This window comes from Massilia antarctica, from assembly GCF_015689335.1.
Taxonomy (GTDB): domain Bacteria; phylum Pseudomonadota; class Gammaproteobacteria; order Burkholderiales; family Burkholderiaceae_D; genus Telluria_A; species Telluria_A antarctica.
In genome coordinates, this window is the sequence record NZ_CP065053.1 from 396,763 (window position 1) to 415,556 (window position 18,794).

The 18,794-nt window shown below is 62.9% G+C and carries 10 protein-coding genes; 6 read left to right on the forward strand and 4 right to left on the reverse strand.

The genetic code is table 11. The features are described from left to right. Positions 1–12 precede the first annotated feature (12 nt). Together IV454_RS01835 and IV454_RS01840 are read right to left on the reverse strand one after the other, a co-directional pair. Complete coding sequence (locus IV454_RS01835; protein WP_206089947.1) at positions 13–1,644, reverse strand: alpha-D-glucose phosphate-specific phosphoglucomutase; 1,632 nt, start codon at positions 1,642–1,644, stop codon at positions 13–15. Between the two features lie 57 nt (positions 1,645–1,701). Continuing rightward, on the reverse strand, positions 1,702–3,033 hold the full coding sequence (locus IV454_RS01840; RefSeq protein ID WP_206089950.1) for an MFS transporter: 1,332 nt from the start codon (positions 3,031–3,033) through the stop codon (positions 1,702–1,704). Positions 3,034–3,210: 177 nt separating this feature from the next. On the opposite strand from IV454_RS01840, the gene IV454_RS01845 reads away from it, so the two are divergent. Together IV454_RS01845 and IV454_RS01850 are read left to right on the forward strand one after the other, a co-directional pair. Continuing rightward, positions 3,211–4,464 carry an MFS transporter gene (locus IV454_RS01845; protein ID WP_229522000.1) on the forward strand — a complete coding sequence of 418 codons (1,254 nt, stop codon included), beginning with the start codon at positions 3,211–3,213 and terminating at the stop codon, positions 4,462–4,464. Positions 4,465–4,554: 90 nt separating this feature from the next. Then, the gene (locus IV454_RS01850; protein ID WP_206089952.1) at positions 4,555–5,103 is read left to right on the forward strand and encodes a hypothetical protein; all 549 of its coding nucleotides are present in this window, start codon (positions 4,555–4,557) and stop codon (positions 5,101–5,103) included. A gap of 109 nt (positions 5,104–5,212) precedes the next feature. Here the strand turns inward: IV454_RS01850 and IV454_RS01855 are convergent, their stop codons facing one another. Together IV454_RS01855 and IV454_RS01860 are read right to left on the reverse strand one after the other, a co-directional pair. Continuing rightward, positions 5,213–7,057, reverse strand: coding sequence for a DEAD/DEAH box helicase (locus IV454_RS01855; RefSeq protein ID WP_206089953.1), 1,845 nt, complete (start codon positions 7,055–7,057; stop codon positions 5,213–5,215). Between the two features lie 274 nt (positions 7,058–7,331). Continuing rightward, positions 7,332–10,064, reverse strand: coding sequence for a TonB-dependent receptor (locus IV454_RS01860; RefSeq protein ID WP_206089954.1), 2,733 nt, complete (start codon positions 10,062–10,064; stop codon positions 7,332–7,334). A 614-nt stretch (positions 10,065–10,678) separates the two neighbouring features. Between IV454_RS01860 and IV454_RS01865 the strand changes: the two genes are divergently transcribed. The 4 genes from IV454_RS01865 to IV454_RS01880 are packed head-to-tail and all read left to right on the forward strand — an operon-like array spanning position 10,679 to position 18,791. Next, positions 10,679–12,559 (forward strand): glycoside hydrolase family 13 protein, encoded by a 1,881-nt coding sequence (locus tag IV454_RS01865; protein WP_206089955.1) that lies wholly within the window; start codon positions 10,679–10,681, stop codon positions 12,557–12,559. Further along, entirely contained in the window at positions 12,556–14,859 is a 2,304-nt protein-coding gene (locus tag IV454_RS01870) for an amylo-alpha-1,6-glucosidase (RefSeq protein ID WP_206089956.1), read from the forward strand. The genes IV454_RS01865 and IV454_RS01870 overlap by 4 nt, the downstream gene beginning before the upstream one ends. Continuing rightward, positions 14,859–17,720, forward strand: coding sequence for an MGH1-like glycoside hydrolase domain-containing protein (locus IV454_RS01875; protein ID WP_206089957.1), 2,862 nt, complete (start codon positions 14,859–14,861; stop codon positions 17,718–17,720). Before IV454_RS01870 ends, IV454_RS01875 begins: the two co-directional genes overlap by 1 nt. Positions 17,721–17,732: 12 nt before the next feature. Beyond that, entirely contained in the window at positions 17,733–18,791 is a 1,059-nt protein-coding gene (locus IV454_RS01880) for an alpha/beta hydrolase (protein ID WP_206089958.1), read from the forward strand. Positions 18,792–18,794: the final 3 nt, after the last annotated feature.

Below are 18,794 nucleotides of genomic sequence, written 5' to 3' on the forward strand. Positions count from 1 at the left end.
TGTAGTGGTTCGTCAGGTGGTGACCGTCGGCCGGTCGCGCCCCGTACGCTGGTGCAGGCCGGCCAGCCGGTCGGCAATGGTGGCCAGCCCGGCCAGCGCTTCCTGCGCCGGGATGTCGTGCATGGCCACGTCACGCTCGTAGCGTTCGAGGTAAAGACGGATGGTGGCGCCTTCGGTTCCGGTGCCGGACAGGCGGAACACGATGCGCGAGCCATCGGTCATCACGATGCGCACGCCCTGCTTGCTGGCGATGCTGCCGTCGACCGGGTCCTTATAAACAAAATCGTCGGCGAAATCAACAGTGTAGCCGTCGATGACCTGGTCCGCCAGCGCCGGCAACTGCTCGCGCAGGTGCGCCATCAAGCCTTCCGCCGCGCTGGACTCGACCGCTTCGTAGTCGTGGCGCGAGTAGTAGTTGCGGCCGAAGCGCGCCCAGTGCTCGCGCACCAGGGTGTCGACGGATTTGCCGCTGGCCGCCAGCAGGTTAAGCCAGAACAGCACGGCCCACAAGCCATCCTTTTCGCGGATATGGTCCGAGCCGGTACCGTAACTCTCTTCGCCGCACAGGGTCACCATGCCGGCATCCATCAGGTTGCCGAAGTACTTCCAGCCGGTCGGGGTTTCGTAGCACGGCACCTTGAGCGCGTGCGCCACCCGGTCCGGCGCGGTGGAGGTGGGCATGGAGCGGGCGATGCCCTTGATGCCGCCGCGGTAGCCCGGTGCCACGGCCGCATTGGCGGCGATGATGGCCAGGCTGTCGGACGGCGTCACGGCAATGCCGCGTCCGACGATCATGTTGCGGTCGGCGTCACCGTCCGACGCGGCGCCGAAGTCCGGTGCGTCCGGCGCGGACATCAGCGCAACCAGTTCGGCCGCGTTGACGGGATTCGGATCGGGATGGTGGCCGCCGAAGTCTTCGAGCGGTGTGCCGTTGATGACGGTGCCGCGCGGCGCGCCGAGCAAGCCTTCGAGGATCGCGTGCGCATACGGGCCGGAGACGGCATGCATGCCGTCGAAGCGCATCGTGAAGCCGCCCGCGAACAGCGCCTTGATGGCGGCGAAATCGAACAGGTCGGTCATCAGCGCCGCGTAGTCGGCCACCGGGTCGATGACTTCGACATCCATCTGCTCGATGCGCGCGCGGCCGAGGGTATCGAGATCAAGGTCGCCGGCGTCGCTGATGCGGTATTCGCTCAGGACCTGGGTCTGGCCGTAGATGGCCTCGGTGATTTTTTCGGGCGCGGGGCCGCCGTTGGCGATGTTGTACTTGATGCCGAAATCGCCATCGGGTCCGCCCGGATTGTGGCTGGCGGAGAGCACGATGCCGCCCGAGGCGGCGCGCTTCCTCACCACGCAGCTCAGGGCCGGGGTGGACAGGATGCCGCCCTGCCCGACCAGCACCCTGGCAAAACCGTGTGCCGCCGCCATGCGCAGGATCACCTGGATGGCGTGGCGGTTGAAGTAGCGCCCGTCGCCGCCGAGGACCAGGGTTTGGCCGGCGCAGTCGCCGAGCGTGTTGAAGATCGACTGTACGAAGTTCTCGAGGTAAGCGGGTTGCTGGAACTCGCTTACCTTCTTGCGCAAGCCGGAGGTACCGGGACGCTGTCCGGCGAACGTCGTGGTGTTTACTGTGTGGATGGTCATTTTTACTCCTGTCTGTTAACAATACGATACGACAGGTAGAAAAATGTTGACGCCACTTTAGTTGGCCCGCTCGCCCTTGTCGGTCACGAACACGGTCAGCAGCCCGCCAACGGCCATGCATGCACCGGCCAGCAGCAAGGTCGCCACTGGACGCCCGCCCAACAGGGCCTTGCTGATCGGCCCCAACACCATGCCGCCGACGATCTGCGGGATCACGACGAAGAAATTGAAGACGCCCATGTAAAAGCCCATGCGCTGCGGCGGCAGCGCGCCCGCCAGGATCGCGTACGGCACGGTGAGGATGCTGGCCCACGCGATGCCGACGCCGACCATCGGAATGAGCAGCATCTCTTTTTGCGTGATGAAGAAAATGCTGGCCAGGCTGATGCCGCCGATGACCAGGCAGGCCAGGTGGGTCATCTTGCGGTTGGTACGGCGCGCGATGACCGGCAGGATAAAGGCCGCGAGCGCCGACACGCCGTTATACACGGCGAACATGACGCCGACCCAGTTGCCGGCGCTCTGGAAAGCGGCCGACTGGGCGTCGAGCGTGCCGAACACGTTTTCAGCCACCGCCGGCGTGGTGTTGACCCACATCGTAAATAACGCCAGCCACGAAAAGAAGCTCACCGCCGCCAGTTGCACCATCGTGCGCGGCATGGTGGTGAAGCCTTGCATGATCTCGCGCAGCGCGGTCATGGTGCCCTTGCGCTTTTCAAGATCGGCGCGAAACGCGGTCAGGTCTTCCGGCGGCGTTTCGCGGGTCGTGATGACGGTCCACGATACCGCGCCAATGAAGGCCAGGCCGCCGAGGTAGAACGAGTAGCGCACCGTATCGGGAATGCCGCCGTTGACGGGGATATTGCTGACGTTGAACCAGTCGGTGAACATGGTCGGCAACAGCGAGGCGATCACCGAGCCGCAGCCGATGAAGAAGGTCTGCATCGCGAAGCCCGCCGTCTGCTGCGACGGATGCAGCTTATCGCCCACAAAAGCGCGGAACGGTTCCATCGACACGTTGATCGACGCATCCAGCATCCACAGCACGAACACCGCCATCCACAGGGATGTGGAATTGGGCATCAGGAACATGGCCACGGTCGCCAGGAAGGCACCTAGGAAGAAGAAGGGACGGCGCCGGCCCCAGAACGGATGCCAGGTATTGTCACTCAGGTAGCCGATGACCGGTTGCACCAGCAGCCCTGTGATCGGCGCGGCGAGCCAGAACAGCGGCAGTTGGTCCGCGTTCGCGCCCAGGGTCGAGAAGATGCGGCTGGTGTTGGCGTTTTGCAGCGCAAACCCGAACTGAATGCCGAAGAAGCCGAAGCTCATGTTCCACAACTGCCAGAAACTCAGGCGTGGTTTTATTACCGGGAATTGCATCTGCATCGGGAGTCTCCAAGCGTTTTGCCACGCATTATATTTGTAGGAAAATAACATGACGATTTCTAAGTGTCAATCTAAACAGTTCCATAGTAAAATCGCCGCAACAAGACGGCCGAAACCGCAATTTTGTAGTCAAATAACAGAGACGACGGGGACATGATGCTGGAGATGCAGAAGCGCTTGAATCACCTTTTTTACGCGACCCTGAGCCTGCCGGCGACGGCGATGGGTTTCGCGCTGTGCATCCAGATTTCGGCGCTGAGCTGGATTTTGAGCACGCGCTTCAACCTCGAGATTCACCAGATCGGCATCGTGTGGGCGGCCGGACCGCTGGCAGGCATCTTCGGCCAGGTGATCATCGGCTTGATCAGCGACGATGCCTGGTTCTGGGGCGGGCGGCGCCGCCCCTTCATCCTGATCGGCGGCACCCTGGCCGCGCTGATGGTGTTCCTGCTACCGCGCATCGACGTCGTCAGCCAGCTCCTGGGCATCAAGAATATCGTCATCGTGGCGGTGATCATCGCATTGACCCTGGACCTGTCGATCAATATCAGCTTCAATCCGACCCGCTCGATCATCGCCGACCTCACGCCCGAAGGCGAAGCGCGCACGCGCGGCTACACGTGGATGCAGACGATTTCCGGCTTCTTCGGCGTGGCGGCGTACATCATCGGCGCAACCCTCGGCAACGACGCGCTGATCTCGGTCGGCGCGGGCATCGTGTTCGTGTTTTCGGTGCTGCCGATGTTCTTCATCAAGGAAGAACGCGAGCTGGTGAAAAAGAACGAGGCGGCCGTAGCGACCAAGGCCGATTGGGGCCAGCTGTGGCGCATCTACATCGCGCACGGCTTTGCGTGGCTTGGGGTGCAGGCGATGTTCGTCTACACCTACGGCTTTATCCAGCAGCAGCTGGTGCCGGCGGGGCTGGATGTGAAGGCGGCGAACGCCATGAGCGGCCAGGTGATCGCCTACGCTTTCGCCGTGCTCAATACGGTCGGCTTCCTGCTTCCGGCGCTGGTGCTCGCGCCGCTGGCGCGCAGGTTCGGCCGCGTACATACGCAAGCGGGCTGCATCGCCATCATGGCGCTCGGGTACTTTTTGATCGCCACCATGGCGCGCACGCCGATGATGCTGTACGCGCTGATGGCGGTGGTCGGCATCGGCTGGAGCGCCATCGTCAGCCTGCCGTTCGCGATCATGAGCGACAAGGTGGACAAGAGCCGCATGGGCTTTTTCATGGGCGTGTTCAACCTGTCGGTGGTGCTGCCGCAGTTGATGTCCACCGGCGTGGGCTTCGTGCTGAAACACGTGGCCGACCAGAGCACCTTGTATGTCATCTGCGGCACCTCACTGGCCATTTCGGCGGCCTTGTGGTGCCTGGTGAAGGACGAGGCGGCGGCGACCCAGGCCGCGATGCCCGCTCCCGTACACTGATGCCAATTCTGCCGTCACTTACCGGCAGGATGGAACGGTAGAATCAAACACCTGCCAAATTTGATCACAAGAATATATGAGCAAGAAACCATGGCGATTTCGTTTTTAAACGAAGACGAGGGATTATCTTTTACCAGATCCCTTCTGGTAGGCGCCGCTCGCCCTGGCGCTGCGATCGCTGCGCACGTCGCCGCAGACTCCGACTCGGGCATCGTGCGAATCGATGTGGCCGAGGCTGTCGAATCCACCTGCTTCCAGGCTGTCCGGCAGGCCGGCACCAAAGCTTATATTGGCTACGGAGAGCGTGTTTTCATCGTCGATTGCGTGACGGAGGACGTCGTGATGCACCAGATGGATGGGTATTTTTGCGAATTCTTCGATGCTGAGGAATTGGAAACGTCTGGTGCCGATTTCTGCGTACTCGCAAGTTCCGCTTCCGAGCTGTTCGCATTCGGTCCTGACGGTGCACTTCTATGGAAAACTACGCAGCTCGGAATTGACGGAGTGCTGGTGCACAGCGCCACCGGAACGCATATCAAAGGCAGCGGGGAGTGGGACCCGCCAGGCGGATGGGAGCCGTTTATCCTCGCGACACGCACTGGTGAACGCGTCAGCGGTGGTTCTGCTCCGCGAAGGTAGCGCGGGGTTCGGCGATGAGTCCGGCCGGATTATCCGCAGCGCGCTTGCGCAGGAACACCTAAGCAAAAAGGGCAGCCGAAGCTGCCCTTTTTTTCACCTGCCCGCCGCTTTACTCCGGCTTGGCCAGCTTGCGTGCTTCCTTCTTGGCCTTGGTGGCCGCGTCGTAAGGCTTCTTGGGTCCGAGCTTTTTCTCCTCAAAACGACGGTCGCCCGCTTTTTTCGGAGCCGCCTTCTTGACCGCCGGCGCTTCGCCATCACGGGTGATATTCAGCTGCTGGCCCGCGACCCACACACCCTTGAGGTGATCGATCAGGTCCGCCGGCATGTCGACCGGCAGGTCGAGCGTGCTGTAATCGTCGTAGATCTCGATGCGGCCGATGAACTTGGACTCGATGTTCGCTTCGTTGGCAATCGCGCCGACGATATTGCCCGGCTTGACGCCGTGCGCATGACCGACTTCGATACGGAAGGTGCCCATGCCTTCTTCCGACGGACGCGATACGCGCTCGCGCTTGAAGGCTGGTGCATCGCCACGGTCGCCGCGGTCGCTGCGCATTGGCGCCTCCGAACGCGGTGCGCGCGCGGCAGGGGTGGTTTCCTGCCACGATGGCGCGCTCTTGGCGTCGCGGTTCGGCTTTTCCAGCAGCAAAGGAATATCGCCGCGCGCCAGCTTCGCCAGGGCCGCTGCGATTTCGACGGCGGGCACGTTCTGCTCGCGCTCATATTCTTCGATCAGCGAACGGAATACATCGAGTCCGCCGGCAGCCAGCATTTCGGTGATCTGGTCCTTGAATTTGGCGATCCGCACGTCGTTGACGGCTTTCACGGTCGGCAAGGTCAGTGGCGCGACCGGCTGGCGCGTGGCGCGTTCGATCGCTTTCAACAAACCCTGCTCGCGCGGGGTAATGAACAAAATCGCTTCGCCGCTGCGGCCCGCGCGGCCGGTGCGGCCGATGCGGTGGGTGTAGCTTTCCGGGTCCGACGGCACGTCGTAGTTGATCACGTGGCTGATGCGCTCCACGTCCAGGCCGCGCGCGGCGACGTCGGTGGCGACCAGGATGTCGATCTTGCCGTTCTTGAGCTGTTCGATGGTGCGCTCGCGCTGCGTTTGCTGCATGTCGCCGTTAATCGCCGTGGCCGCGAAGCCGCGCGCCAGCAGCTTGGTCGCCAGTTCCTCGGTACCGAGCTTGGTGCGCGCAAAAATGATCATGCCGTCGAACGGTTCCGCTTCCAGGATGCGGGTCAGCGCTTCGAGCTTCTGCATCCCGCTCACCATCCAGTAACGCTGGCGGATATTGTCAGCGGTGCCGGTCTTGGCGGCGACCGTGACTTCAGCCGGATCGCGCAGGTAGGTCTTGGCGATGCGCTTGATCGCGGACGGCATGGTGGCCGAGAACAGCGCGGTCTGGCGCGACTCAGGGGTTTTTTGCAGGATCTGTTCGACGTCGTCGATAAAGCCCATGCGCAGCATCTCGTCGGCTTCGTCGAGCACCAGGGTCTTGAGCTTGGACAGGTCGAGCGAACCCTTTTCGAGGTGGTCGATCACGCGGCCCGGGGTGCCGACGATCACGTGCACGCCGCGGCGCAGCGCCTGCAGCTGCGGACCGTAGCTCTGGCCGCCGTAGATCGGCAGGACATGGAAATCCTTGATGTGCGTTGCGTACTTCTGGAACGCTTCGGCGACCTGGATCGCCAGTTCGCGGGTTGGAGCGAGCACCAGCGCCTGGGGCGACTGCTGCTTGATATCGATGCGCGACAGAATCGGCAGCGCGAAGGCTGCGGTCTTGCCGGTTCCGGTCTGTGCCTGCCCCAGCACGTCGCGATTGGCCAGGAGCAGCGGGATGGTGGCAGCCTGGATCGGCGACGGCGTTTCGTAACCGACCTCTTTCATGACCTTCAGCACTTGGGCGCTCAGGTTGAGTTCGGAAAACAGTAATACTGGGGTTTCAGACATAGGACACTCACAATTTGACTAGCTAGCCCGACGGGAAAGCATCCTGCAGTTTACTCTCTTGTAGTCCAGAATGCGATTTTTTGTAACGGAGTTGCGTGCAAGTGGGGTGTAATTGAGGCTATTCGTGCAATCTGCTCCGCTTTGCCGCCACCCGATATCGCGGTTTGCACCGCCTGCCGCGCCGTTCGTGGCCGCCCAAAAACAAACAACCCCGCCACATTCGCATGCGCCGGGGTTGTCGTCAGCGCCGGGATCGCCCCCGGCAGCCTACTCATCAGAACTTGTAGTTGGCGCCCATCAGGAAGGTGCGGCCATACTTCTGGTATTCCAGCGGCTTGTTGCGGTCGCCAGCGTAGGTTTCGTACGCCGTATCGCCAACGTTATTAACCTGCAACACCAATCCCAAGCCCTTAAAGCTTCCTTCGGTAAAGTTATAACCGATCTGGAAGTCGACCACATCCTCACCGACCACATAACGCAAGCTGCGCTCATTGGCAAAGTTGCCGATTTCACCAACGAAATCGGAGCGCTTGCGCTGGCTGACCCGGGTTTCAAAACCGTTCTTTTCATAGTACAAGGTCAGGTTGGTCACGCGCTTGGACAAGCCCGGCAACGGAATGTTCTTGCCGATGCTGCTGTCCGGATCTTCAATCGCGATCGAGCTCTTGCTGTGCGTGGCACTGGCCGACACGCCAAACCCATCGAGCACGGGTGTGAGCAAGCTCAGCGGCAGCGATGCCGACACTTCCAGGCCCTTCAGCTTGCCGCCGTTGCCGTTGTACGGCGCCTTGTAGTTACCAATCGCCGTGATCGCGTCGGTGCCAGGAATATATTTCGAGAAATCGTATTCCTTGGTCTGGGTAAAGATGTACGTATCGAGCTTCTTGTGGAAAGCCGCGACTGCAAAGTACGCCTTGTTACCGAAATATTTTTCGTAGGACAAATCGAGTGCCTTGGCGCGCCACGGATCAAGACGGGCATTGCCGCCACTGGCGCCCGGCTTGAAGTCGGTGGTGCCGACGTTGAAGTCGAGCGCCGAGCGCAGCTGATCGATCCTTGGACGCGCCAATTGCTTGGCAGCCGCGAAACGCACGGTCTGCTGGTTGCCCACGCCAAACGCCAGGTTCAGGCTCGGCAGGTAATCGGTGTACTTCATGCCATCGCTGACCGGCTTGATCTGGCTGCCAACCGGCGCCGTGCCATCGAAATAGTTCGCTTGCGACGACTGCTCGGTGTGCTGCACCTGTATGCCCACATTGCCCTTGACCGTCACCGAACCGATTTCGCTGTCGATATTGGCTTTCACGAAGCTGGTCGTGATCTTTTCCTGCACTGTCCACGCCTTGGAAATCAGGTAGGAATGGGTCGAGCTCGGGTTGAAGTTCATGTACTGGCCGACAACACTTGGCACATTCCACGAAGGAATCATGCCCGTTCCCGCAAAGCCGAGGTCGACCTGGTTGTACAACAATTCGCCCGGAACCGGACCCGGTGCGCCGCGCAAGGTGATCGCGCCTTCCGGCTGCACCTTGCTCTTGTTGCGGTCGGCATAGTTCACACCCACGTCCACACCAGAGAAATAGCTTTGCAGCATGGTCGGCATCGGCAGCGAGGCGACCAGCTTGAAGCCCTTGAGCTCGTCCTCGATCTGCGGCGTCTTGCCGTAGCCGGAACCGTAAATCGTGTTGCGCACGTACAGGTTCTTGGCGTCGCTATAGTTCAGGCGGCCGCCGATTTGCGAAAAACCGCCGGTGGCGAATTTCAGGTTGACGGTGTCGAGGAAGGGATCGCCGGCAGCATTGCTCAGTTGCAGGTTGTTTTCCAGGCTCACTTCATCGCGCTTCGCCTTCGAGTAGCTGACGTCGGCCAACAGCGACCAGCCATCGAAACGCAAGGTATTGCCCCAGCCGATCGCCTTGATTTCATCCTTGCGGTTGTTGTACATGCCGCGCACCAGCGGATAGACGCCGCTGGCCGAGCCGCCCGTCAACACCCCGTTCGAGGTGGTAGCCGGGGTGTACATCAGGCCCGGCTGGAAGCCACCGTTGTAGTTACTCAGGTTCACTTCAAACTGGTTGGCCGTTTCTTCGCGCTTGAATTTCGATGCGTACACATCGATCATGCTGGTCCAGGTCTTGTTGGGACGATATTGCAGTACGCCCATGACGCCGTCGCGCTTGTTGGTGCCGCTGCGCGCAACCGACTTCAAGCCATCCATCAGATAGGTACCGTCAGGCACGCCAGGACGCGCATCGGTTTTCCACGGCTCATACAAGCCGGTTTCGTTGGACAACACCGGCGAGGCCAGGTGGGCGTAACCGATCGCGATACCGATCGTGCGGTCGGCGAACTGGTCGATGTAGCTGACGCTGAAGCGCTTGCCCGTCGCTTTCGCATTGGCGATGCCGCCGAGCGAATTTTTCTCGCCGCGCACGTTCATGGCGATGGTGCGCTTGCCGAACGACAGCGGACGCACGGTCTGCATGTCGATGGTGCCGGACAAGCCCTGGCCGACGAGGCCGGCGTCCGGGGTCTTGTAAATGGTCACGCCGCTGAGCAGCTCGGAGGGATACTGGTCGAATTCGACGCTGCGGTTGTCGCCCGTGCTGACCTGTTCGCGGCCATTGAGCAAGGTGGTCGAAAAGTCCGGCGACAGGCCGCGCACGCTGATGACCTGGGCACGCCCGCCGACCCTCTGGGCCGCCAGGCCGGGCAGGCGGGCGATCGATTCAGCAATACTCACGTCAGGCAACTTGCCGATATCTTCCGCGGAGATCGCCTCGACGATGGAAGAGGAATCTTTTTTCACCGAAATCGCGTCCTCGATACCGCGGCGAATGCCCGACACCTTGACCGTCGTGATCGGCTGCTCGCCTGCTTGCGGCGCAGCGGATGCTTGCGCGTAGACGTTGCCCGACATGGCGGACACGAACAGGGCGCAACCGGCGGCGACCGGGCTCAGTGGAAATGCGGCACTCTTGCTACGGGTATTGGCGAAAAATTTCATTCTGTCCCCTCATCTCATCATTACTACACAATTCCCGTATCTTCAGCGCGGCGACGACTGCACGGGTTCCAAAGGCAACGTTCTAAGACGCTCTGAGCCGATTCTGTACTAAAACTAGATGCAGTGTCAACGAGAGTTGCGTACGACTACGGAAAAGTGAGTTTTTTGCATTCGTCACCCAATGATGAGGGATGGGTCGTTGTATTTCGGCTACAGAACAACCCAAAGGCAACTGTAGTCCAACTACATCGACTCTCCTTTTCCTTGCTTTGAAAGGTTTTTGCCTCACGCCGGTGCAATTTTACCTTTTGGAAATTTATCGTTACTACATTTTTGTAGTGAAGTTCGTAATAAAAGCCAATTCATGCGCGCCGATGGCATGTGGCCTGCCGCACAATTCCCGCCAAATCGTCCCGCCGAGAATGCCTGCGGAGCGGTCAATACTGCCTTGGTGCAGAATGTAGCTAAACTAGCATCCAGGAAGCGAGCCGACCGCCGGTCCGCCGTGCCGTTTGAAAGGCGTCCTATTCTGTAGTATGCTTTACCGACAACAAAATCATGTAGCCATACTACGCGACTGCGCAGGCAGTCATCCCTGACGCATTGGAGACCGCATGACCCCAGCAGGCCGCCGCACGCCCCTCCTCCGGCTATTCGCCGCTGTCGTCCTGGGAAGTGCCGCTGCGCTTGCCGGCGCCGCGTCCATGCCGCCCGGCCGCATCGCCCACCTGGAACCGCCATCCTGGTGGATCGGAATGAAGCACAACAGACTCCAGCTGATGGTCCACGGCGAAGGCATCGCCGACACCCGTCCCGCCATCGACTACCCCGGCGTGCGCATCGACGCGGTCACCCACGTCCCGAACCGGAATTACCTCTTCATCGACCTGCTGATCGGGCCCGATGCCAGGGCGGGCAAATTCGACATCCTGTTCAAGGATGGCGCGCGCACCATCCGCTCCCCCTACGAACTGCGGTCGCGCGAAGCCGGGTCGGCCCAGCGCCAGGGTTTCGGCAGCAAGGACGCCATCTATCAGATCATGCCCGACCGCTTCGCCAACGGCGACCCTGCCAACGATAGCGTGGCCGGCATGGCCGAGCAGGCCAACCGCGCCTCCGGCGGCGGGCGCCACGGCGGCGACCTGCGCGGCGTGGCCGACCATCTGGACTACATCGCGGCCATGGGTTTTACCCAGATCTGGCCCACGCCGCTGGTCGAAAACGACATGCCGGCCTACTCCTACCACGGCTATGCGGCCACCAACCATTACCGCATCGACCCGCGCTACGGCAGCAACGAGGACTACCGCCAACTGTCCGCGCAGGCACGCAAGAAAGGCATCGGCATCATCCAGGACGTGGTGCTCTCGCATATCGGCAGCCGCCACTGGTGGATGAAAGACCTGCCCGGCCCCGACTGGATCACCAACGGCGGCACCTTCACGCCCACCGCGCACCATCGGGTATCGGTGCAGGACCCGTACGGATCGCAGCAGGACCGCGACAACTTCACCAAGGGCTGGTTCGCCGACAGCATGCCGGACCTGAACCAGGCCAACCCGCTGGTAGCGAACTACCTCATTCAAAACAATATCTGGTGGATCGAATACGCCGGCCTGTCCGGCCTGCGCATCGACACCTACGGCTACTCCGACAGCGCCTTCCTCACCGAGTACACGCGGCGCCTGACGGCCGAATACCCGAATCTCAATCTGGTCGGCGAGGAATGGCACAAGTCGCCGGCGGTGGTGTCGCACTGGCAGCGCGGCAAAGTCAACTTCGACGGCTACATCAGCTACCTTCCCAGCCTGATGGACTTTCCGATGGCCGAAACCATCCGCGCCAGCCTCGCCTCCACCGATCCCGCAAGCGGCTTTACCGACGTCTACGAAATGCTCTCGCAAGACCACCTGTATCCGGACGCGGGCAACCTGGTGCTGTTCGAGGGGAACCACGACATCGCGCGCCTCTTCAGCGTGGTCGGCGAAGACCTCAAGCTGTACAAGATGAGTCTCGCCATGCTCATGACACTGCCGCGCATACCCCAGTTCTATTACGGCACCGAGGTGCTCATGACCAGCGAAACCAGGATCCGCGACGACGCCAGCTTCCGCCAGGACTTCCCGGGCGGCTGGCGCGCCGATGCGGCCAGCGCCTTCAGCGGCGCTGGACTGAGCGCGCAGCAGCGCGAAGCCCAGGCCTACGTCAAAAAACTGGTCAACTGGCGCAAGTCGCACACGGTCATCCACCACGGGAAGACCATGCACTACGGCGCCGAAAACGGCACCTACGTCTACTTCCGCTACGACGGCAAGAACAAGGTCATGGTGGCGCTGAACAAAGGCGACAAGGACGCCGTGCTACCGCTCGAGCGCTTTCACGAAATGCTCAAGGGCGCCAAGACCGGCGTCGACACAATCAGCGGCGCCACCCATGCACTCGCAACGTCACTGACCCTGCCGGCGCGCTCGGCACTGATCCTGGAGATTGAATGAAGTATCTGATCACACTGGCGGCCGCCATCGCCATGCCATTGACCGCGGCTGCCGGCAAACCCGGCGTGGACGCGTTTTTCGAGGCCATGGCGATCAGCGTTCCAGCAGCCCAGCAATCCCGGTTCGTGGTGGGCGATAACATGGCCGGCTACTTCGAGGGCTACACCCAAAGCCATGCCAGGGGCGCCGGCTACACCATCAAGAACGCCTCCCTGTTCGATGGCTACGCCACGTTCGTGAACGGCGCGCCCAACGAACGCGCCCGCTCCAAGGAACAGGTACTCCCGTACGGGCACCGGGTGCGCCACGCCGGCGGTGCCACCGAGGAAATGGCTCTGTTGTCGAAAAAGCATGCGCTCGCGATCCGCCTGACCAACCCGGTCGACGCCGAACTGACGGTGCAGGCGCTGCTCAAGGCGCCGGGCGCGATCCACCGCGAAGGTGATGTGGTGGTGGTAGCCCCGAGCGGTGCCGGCCCGTTTACGGCCATCGCAGCCGACCGCCCCTTCGTGCTGGGCGACGGCCTCGCCCTACGCAGCACGCAGGCAGCGCGCGACATGACGGTGGTCGTGGCCTTTGGCGAGAACGCCGCCCAGGCCAGCGAACGCGCACTGGCGCTGGTAAAGCGCGATCCCATCGGCGCCGAACGCAAGGCCCTGTATGAAGCGCTGACCAAAAGCTACCTGTCCACCAGCGACCTTGAGTACAACAAGGCGCTCAACTGGGCCAAGGCTGCCAGCCGCATGTTCGTGGTCGAGGAATTCGGCACCGGCATCTGGGCCGGCCTGCCCTGGTTCCGCGACAACTGGGGCCGCGACACCTTCATCGCGCTGCCCGGCACCTTGCTGGTATCGGGCCAGTTCGAGGACGCCAAAGCCGTGCTGTCCAATTTCGCGCGCTACCAGAACCTGCGCGAGCCACGCGACAAGGAGTACGGCCGCATCCCCAATCGCGTCGCGGCAGGTGACAGCATCATCTACAACACGGTCGACGGCACCCCCTGGATGCTGCGCGAAGCCTTCGAGTACATCCAGTACACCGGCGACAAGGCGTTCGCGCGCCAGATGTACCAGCTCGCCCTGCCCTACTTCGACGGCGCCATCGCCAGCTATGCCGACCAGGACGGCTTGCTGGCGCACGACTCGGCCGACACCTGGATGGACGCGCGCATCGACAATAAAGACCCGTGGTCCGCACGCGGCCCGCGCGCCGTCGAAATCCAGGCCCTGTGGCATACCGCCCTCAAGACCGGCGCCTGGCTGGCCACGCAAGCCGGCGATAGTGCGCGGGCGCGCCAGTGGAACGCACTGGCCGGCAAGGCGCAGCGCAGCTTCCTCAAGCTGTACTGGGACGGCAAGGTGATGGCCGACCGCCTGCGCGACGACACAAGCCGCGATACCAAGGTCCGCCCCAACCAGCTGATGCTGGTGTCGATCCCGTTCGACGACTTCATCCCGCCCAAGGTGCAGGCAAGGGTGACGCGCAACGCGGTGTCCGAACTGCTCTACCCCTACGGCATCGCCTCGCTGAGCCAGAACGATCCCTACTTCCATCCGCGCCATGAAAACCCGGCCTTTCACCATAAGGATGCGGCCTACCACCAAGGCACCATCTGGGGCTGGAATGCCGGCTTCACGGTCACGGCGCTGAACAAGTTCGGCTACCAGGACCTGGCGTGGAAGCTGAGCCAAAACCTTGGCCGGCAAATCCTCGGCCTGGGAACCTTGGGGAACATGAGCGAGCTGCTCGACGCCCTGCCCGGCGACGACGGCAAGCTCAAACCATCCGGCACCTGGGCGCAGTCGTGGAGCGTGGCCGAATATGCGCGCAACGGCTACCAGGACTACGTCGGCTTTCGTCCACGCCTGCTCGACAACACACTGGCCTTCACGCCGGCGATCCCCGCCGCATGGAGCGAATTTTATGCGGCCCTGCCCTTCGGCGCGGCCGACAGCATCGACGTCGATTTCCGCCGCGTGGGAAAACAGCAGCACTGGAAGCTGCGCCTGAACGGCACCGTGCCGCGCAAGGTGTCGTTCAGTTTCCTGGGCGACGACAAAGGCCGTTCGCAACTCGCGTTCGAACTCGCCCCCGGCAAGACGGCCCTGCTGGTGACGGGCGGCGGGAAGGCGACGGTCGATGGCAGGCCGCTCGCGGTGCGTGCGCGCCAGGCCAGCTACGCCGGCGAGATCGGCGAGCTCGTTTTCCAGACACCCAGGCCCTACCGCGCCGACGACTTCCCCATGCTCAAATCGACCGATGCCTTGCGCGGCATCGTCGAACGTAAGGAATACCGCTGATGTTCAAGACCACCCGCCTGCTCGCCGCCGCAGCCCTGTTCTCGGCCAGCGCCGCCGGCATCGCCGACAGCGGCACGCTCGCCGCGCCCATGTACCTGCGCGGCGGCTTCAATGGCTGGGGCCTTGACCACCCGCTGGCCTCCAAAGGCAATGGCGTGTACGAAGCGGAGATCCTGGTCAGCCCCGGCTACCACGGCTTCAAGATCGGCAGCAAGGACTGGTCCGCCGAATGGGTGATCGACCCGAGCGCCAAGGTGACCATTGCCGCCGGTACCAGCTACAGGATGCAAGCCAGGCCCGGGCCCGAAGACTACCTGTTCGTCAAAAAGACCTCGACCTGGCGCTTCACCATCGACGTGTCCGACCCGGCGGCGCCGCTGGTGCGCGCGGTGCAAACCGGTACGCCGCCCGCCAGCACGGCCGATCCGCACCGGGGCCATGCGGCCGGCAGCGCCAGCGAGTACCGCATCATCGACGGCACCAGCGCCACGGTGCGCTACTCGACACCCGACGCCGCGGCGGCGCTGCGCAGCTACACCCAGTCGACGACCATGGCGCTGCGCGACCCCGGGCCGCAATCGACGACTTACCGTGAAGCCGCGGACAGGCCGACAGTGCGCAGCGGCAGCCTGGCCTTCGACGCCCTGTTTGCGCTGGCGCTCGATGAAATGAAGCGCAACGCGGTCGCGCAGATCACGGACGGCAACTACAACGGCGCGGCCGCCATCGACTGCGACTGCTTCGAGACCGGCGAAAAATGGCATTACGTGTGGACGCGCGACCTGTCGTACGCGGCCGACCTGGGGCTGGCGATGCTCGACCCGGAGCGGGTGCGCAACTCGCTCGACTTCAAGTTGTCCGGCTACCGGCACGGCATCGCGCGCGCGCCGCAGGTGGCGGGCAGCGCCGATGGCCGGCAAATAGTCCAGGATACCGGCAGCGGCGGCAGCTGGCCGGTCAGCACCGACCGCGTGGCCTGGGCGCTCGGCGCCGAAGCGGCGCTCAACAATTTACCGGCGGCGCAGCGCGCACCGTTCGCCGCGCGCGCGCTGGAGGCACTGGTCAACACCCTGGAAAACGACCGCATCGCCGCGTTTGATCCGGCCTCCGGCCTGTACATGGGCGAACAATCCTTTCTCGACTGGCGCGACCAGAGCTACGCCGCATGGATCGTCACCGACCTGGCCTCGCTGGCCAGCTCGAAAGCGCTGTCCACCAATGTCCTGCACTACAAGGCGCTGACCTTGGCCGCGTCCCTGGCGCATGACAGTGGCGACCTTGCGCGCTCGGCAAAATACGCCGGCTGGGCCGATGCGCTCAAGCGCAGCATCAACGAGCGGCTTTGGCTGGAAGACGCCGGCATGTACAGCAGCCTGACCGCGCCCCACTTCGACGGCGCGCCGCTGCATAAATTCGACTGGCTCGGACAGGCGCTAGCCATCCTCACCGGCGTGGCCGACGGCGAACGCGCGCGCCGCATCCTCGCCAGCTATCCGCACGGGCCGATGGGCGCGCCGGTGATCTACCCGCAGCAGCCAGGCATGCCGGTGTACCACAACCGCGCCATCTGGCCCTTCGTGACAGCCTATGGCCTCAAGGCCGCCAGCCTGCACGCCAACGTCAGCGTGGCCGATGCCGCGTACGACACGCTCATGCGCGGCGCAGCGCTGAACCTGTCGAACATGGAAAACCTGGAGTGGATCTCAGGCCAGCCGCTGCTGCTCGACGAACAGCACCCGGGCCTGATTGGCCCCGTGATCAACTCGAAGCGCCAACTATGGTCGGTCGGCGGCTATCTGGGCATGGTGATCGGGAACGTGTTCGGCGTCAGCGTCTCGGGCAGCGGCATCAAGGTGCGTCCCTTCATCACCGCCAAGCTGCGGCGCGAGACGTTTGGCGCAGCCTCGCTCATCGCGCTCGACAACCTGACCGTACGCGGAAAGCGCATCAAGGTGCGCATCACGCTGCCCGATGCGACGACCAAAACAGGCTACTACCCGCTCAAGACCATCACGGTGAACGGTGCCGCCGCGGCGCAGTCCATCGGCTGGGAGCAACTGCCCGACAACGCCACCATCGACGTTGCGCTCGGGTCCCTGCAACAAGGCGACCAGCAAGTCCGTCGCGTCGTCGCGGCGCCTTACGCCGAAGGGCCGGACGTCTTCGGCCCACGCGAACCGTCCATCGCCCAAGGGACCAGGGCGGCCACCTTGCGGATCGATGCCAATGGCAATGGCGCCGGCACGGTGTACAACGTCTACCGCGACGGCAAGCTGATTGCCGCCGGGGTAGGCACCGGCGATTGGCGCGATCACGCCGCGCCGGCGGCGGCCTGCTACGCCATCGAGGCGCAGTTTTCAGTGTCCGGCAATCGCGGCCACCACAGCGTGCCGCACTGCACCGGCACGGCGATCGAGGTTGCGGCAATGGTCGACGGCGTCGCGCAGCCGCAGGTGAAGGACTGGGGCAAGCCGGGCGAGCGCCTGCGTTTCGGCGCGATCCGGATCGCGCAGGCCGGCGAGTACGGCGTGCAGGTGCGCTACCATAATGGCGCCAACCAGATCAACCTTGGTATCAGCGGCGGCGTAAAATGGCTGGTCCTGAAAGACGCCTCCGGCCGCATCGCGGCGCAGGGCGTGGTGCAGCTGCCGCATGCGCGCATCGACAAGACCGGCGCGCCGCCGGTGATGTCGACGCCCTTGCACACGCGCCTCACGCCCGGCCTGTACGCGCTGGAGATGAGCGACTTCTATAATATGAGCTACCTGCAAAGTAACAGCACCTTCAGCGCGGCCGGCGGCGCCGAAGGTCCATCCAACAAGTTCGATGTGATCGGCGCGCGGCTGCTGCGCCTGAAGTAAAAGGGAAATACCATGACACTAGCACGAATGACCTTGCTCGCGGCAAGCTTGCTGCCGCTGGGCGCACACGCTACCACGGTGCGCGTCCATTACGAAAGCGGCAAGGGCGGCGTCGCCATCCGTGGCGACAAGGGGCCGATGTCCTGGTCGAAGGGCGCCGCGGCCACCAGCGACGATGGCCAGGTATGGACCTATACCTGGCCCGACGAACTGGGAGAGGTGGTCATGAAGCCCGTGCTGGGCGATGAAAAAATCGCCATCGGCGGCACCTACAAGCTCGCCGCCGGCAGCACGCGCGACATCTATCCCTTTTTCGGCGCGCCCTTCGGCAAGGTGAAAATCATTCCCGGCTTCGCATCGCCGCAACTCAAGAACAGCCGCAACCTGCGCATCTACCTGCCGCCAAGTTACGACGAGAATCGGGCCAAGCGCTATCCGGTGCTGTACATGCACGACGGCCAGAACCTGTTCGACGCGAAAACGGCCGCCTACGGCGTTGAATGGGGCATCGACGAAACCGTGAACCGGCTGGTCGCCACCGGCGTCATGGAAGAGATCATCGTGGTCGGCATCGACAACACACAAGAGCGCATCGCCGAATACACGACCTGCTGCGATCCGCAATACGGCGGCGGCCAGCTCGATACCTACCAGCGTTTCGTGGTCGACACCGTCAAGCCGTATATCGACAGCACCCTGCGCACCTTGCCCGGCAAGGAATCGACCGCCATCATGGGCTCTTCGCTGGGCGGGATCGCCTCGTTCCACATCGCGCAGAAAAATGCGGCCGTGTTTTCGAAGGCCGCATCGGTATCAGGTTCGTTCTGGTGGAACAAGCAGGAATTTGTCGCGAACCTGCCGCCACGCCTGCCGGTGAAGTTCTATCTGGATGCCGGCACCCTCAAGGACGGCCTTGAAGAGACCACCAGGATGCGCGACGCGATGCTCAAACAGGGTTACCGCCAGGATGTCGACCTGTTTTACCACGTCGCCGACGGCGCCGGCCACAACGAAAAATCGTGGGCCGCGCGCGTCGACAAGCCTCTCACCTGGTTCTTCCCCTGGCAGTAAGAG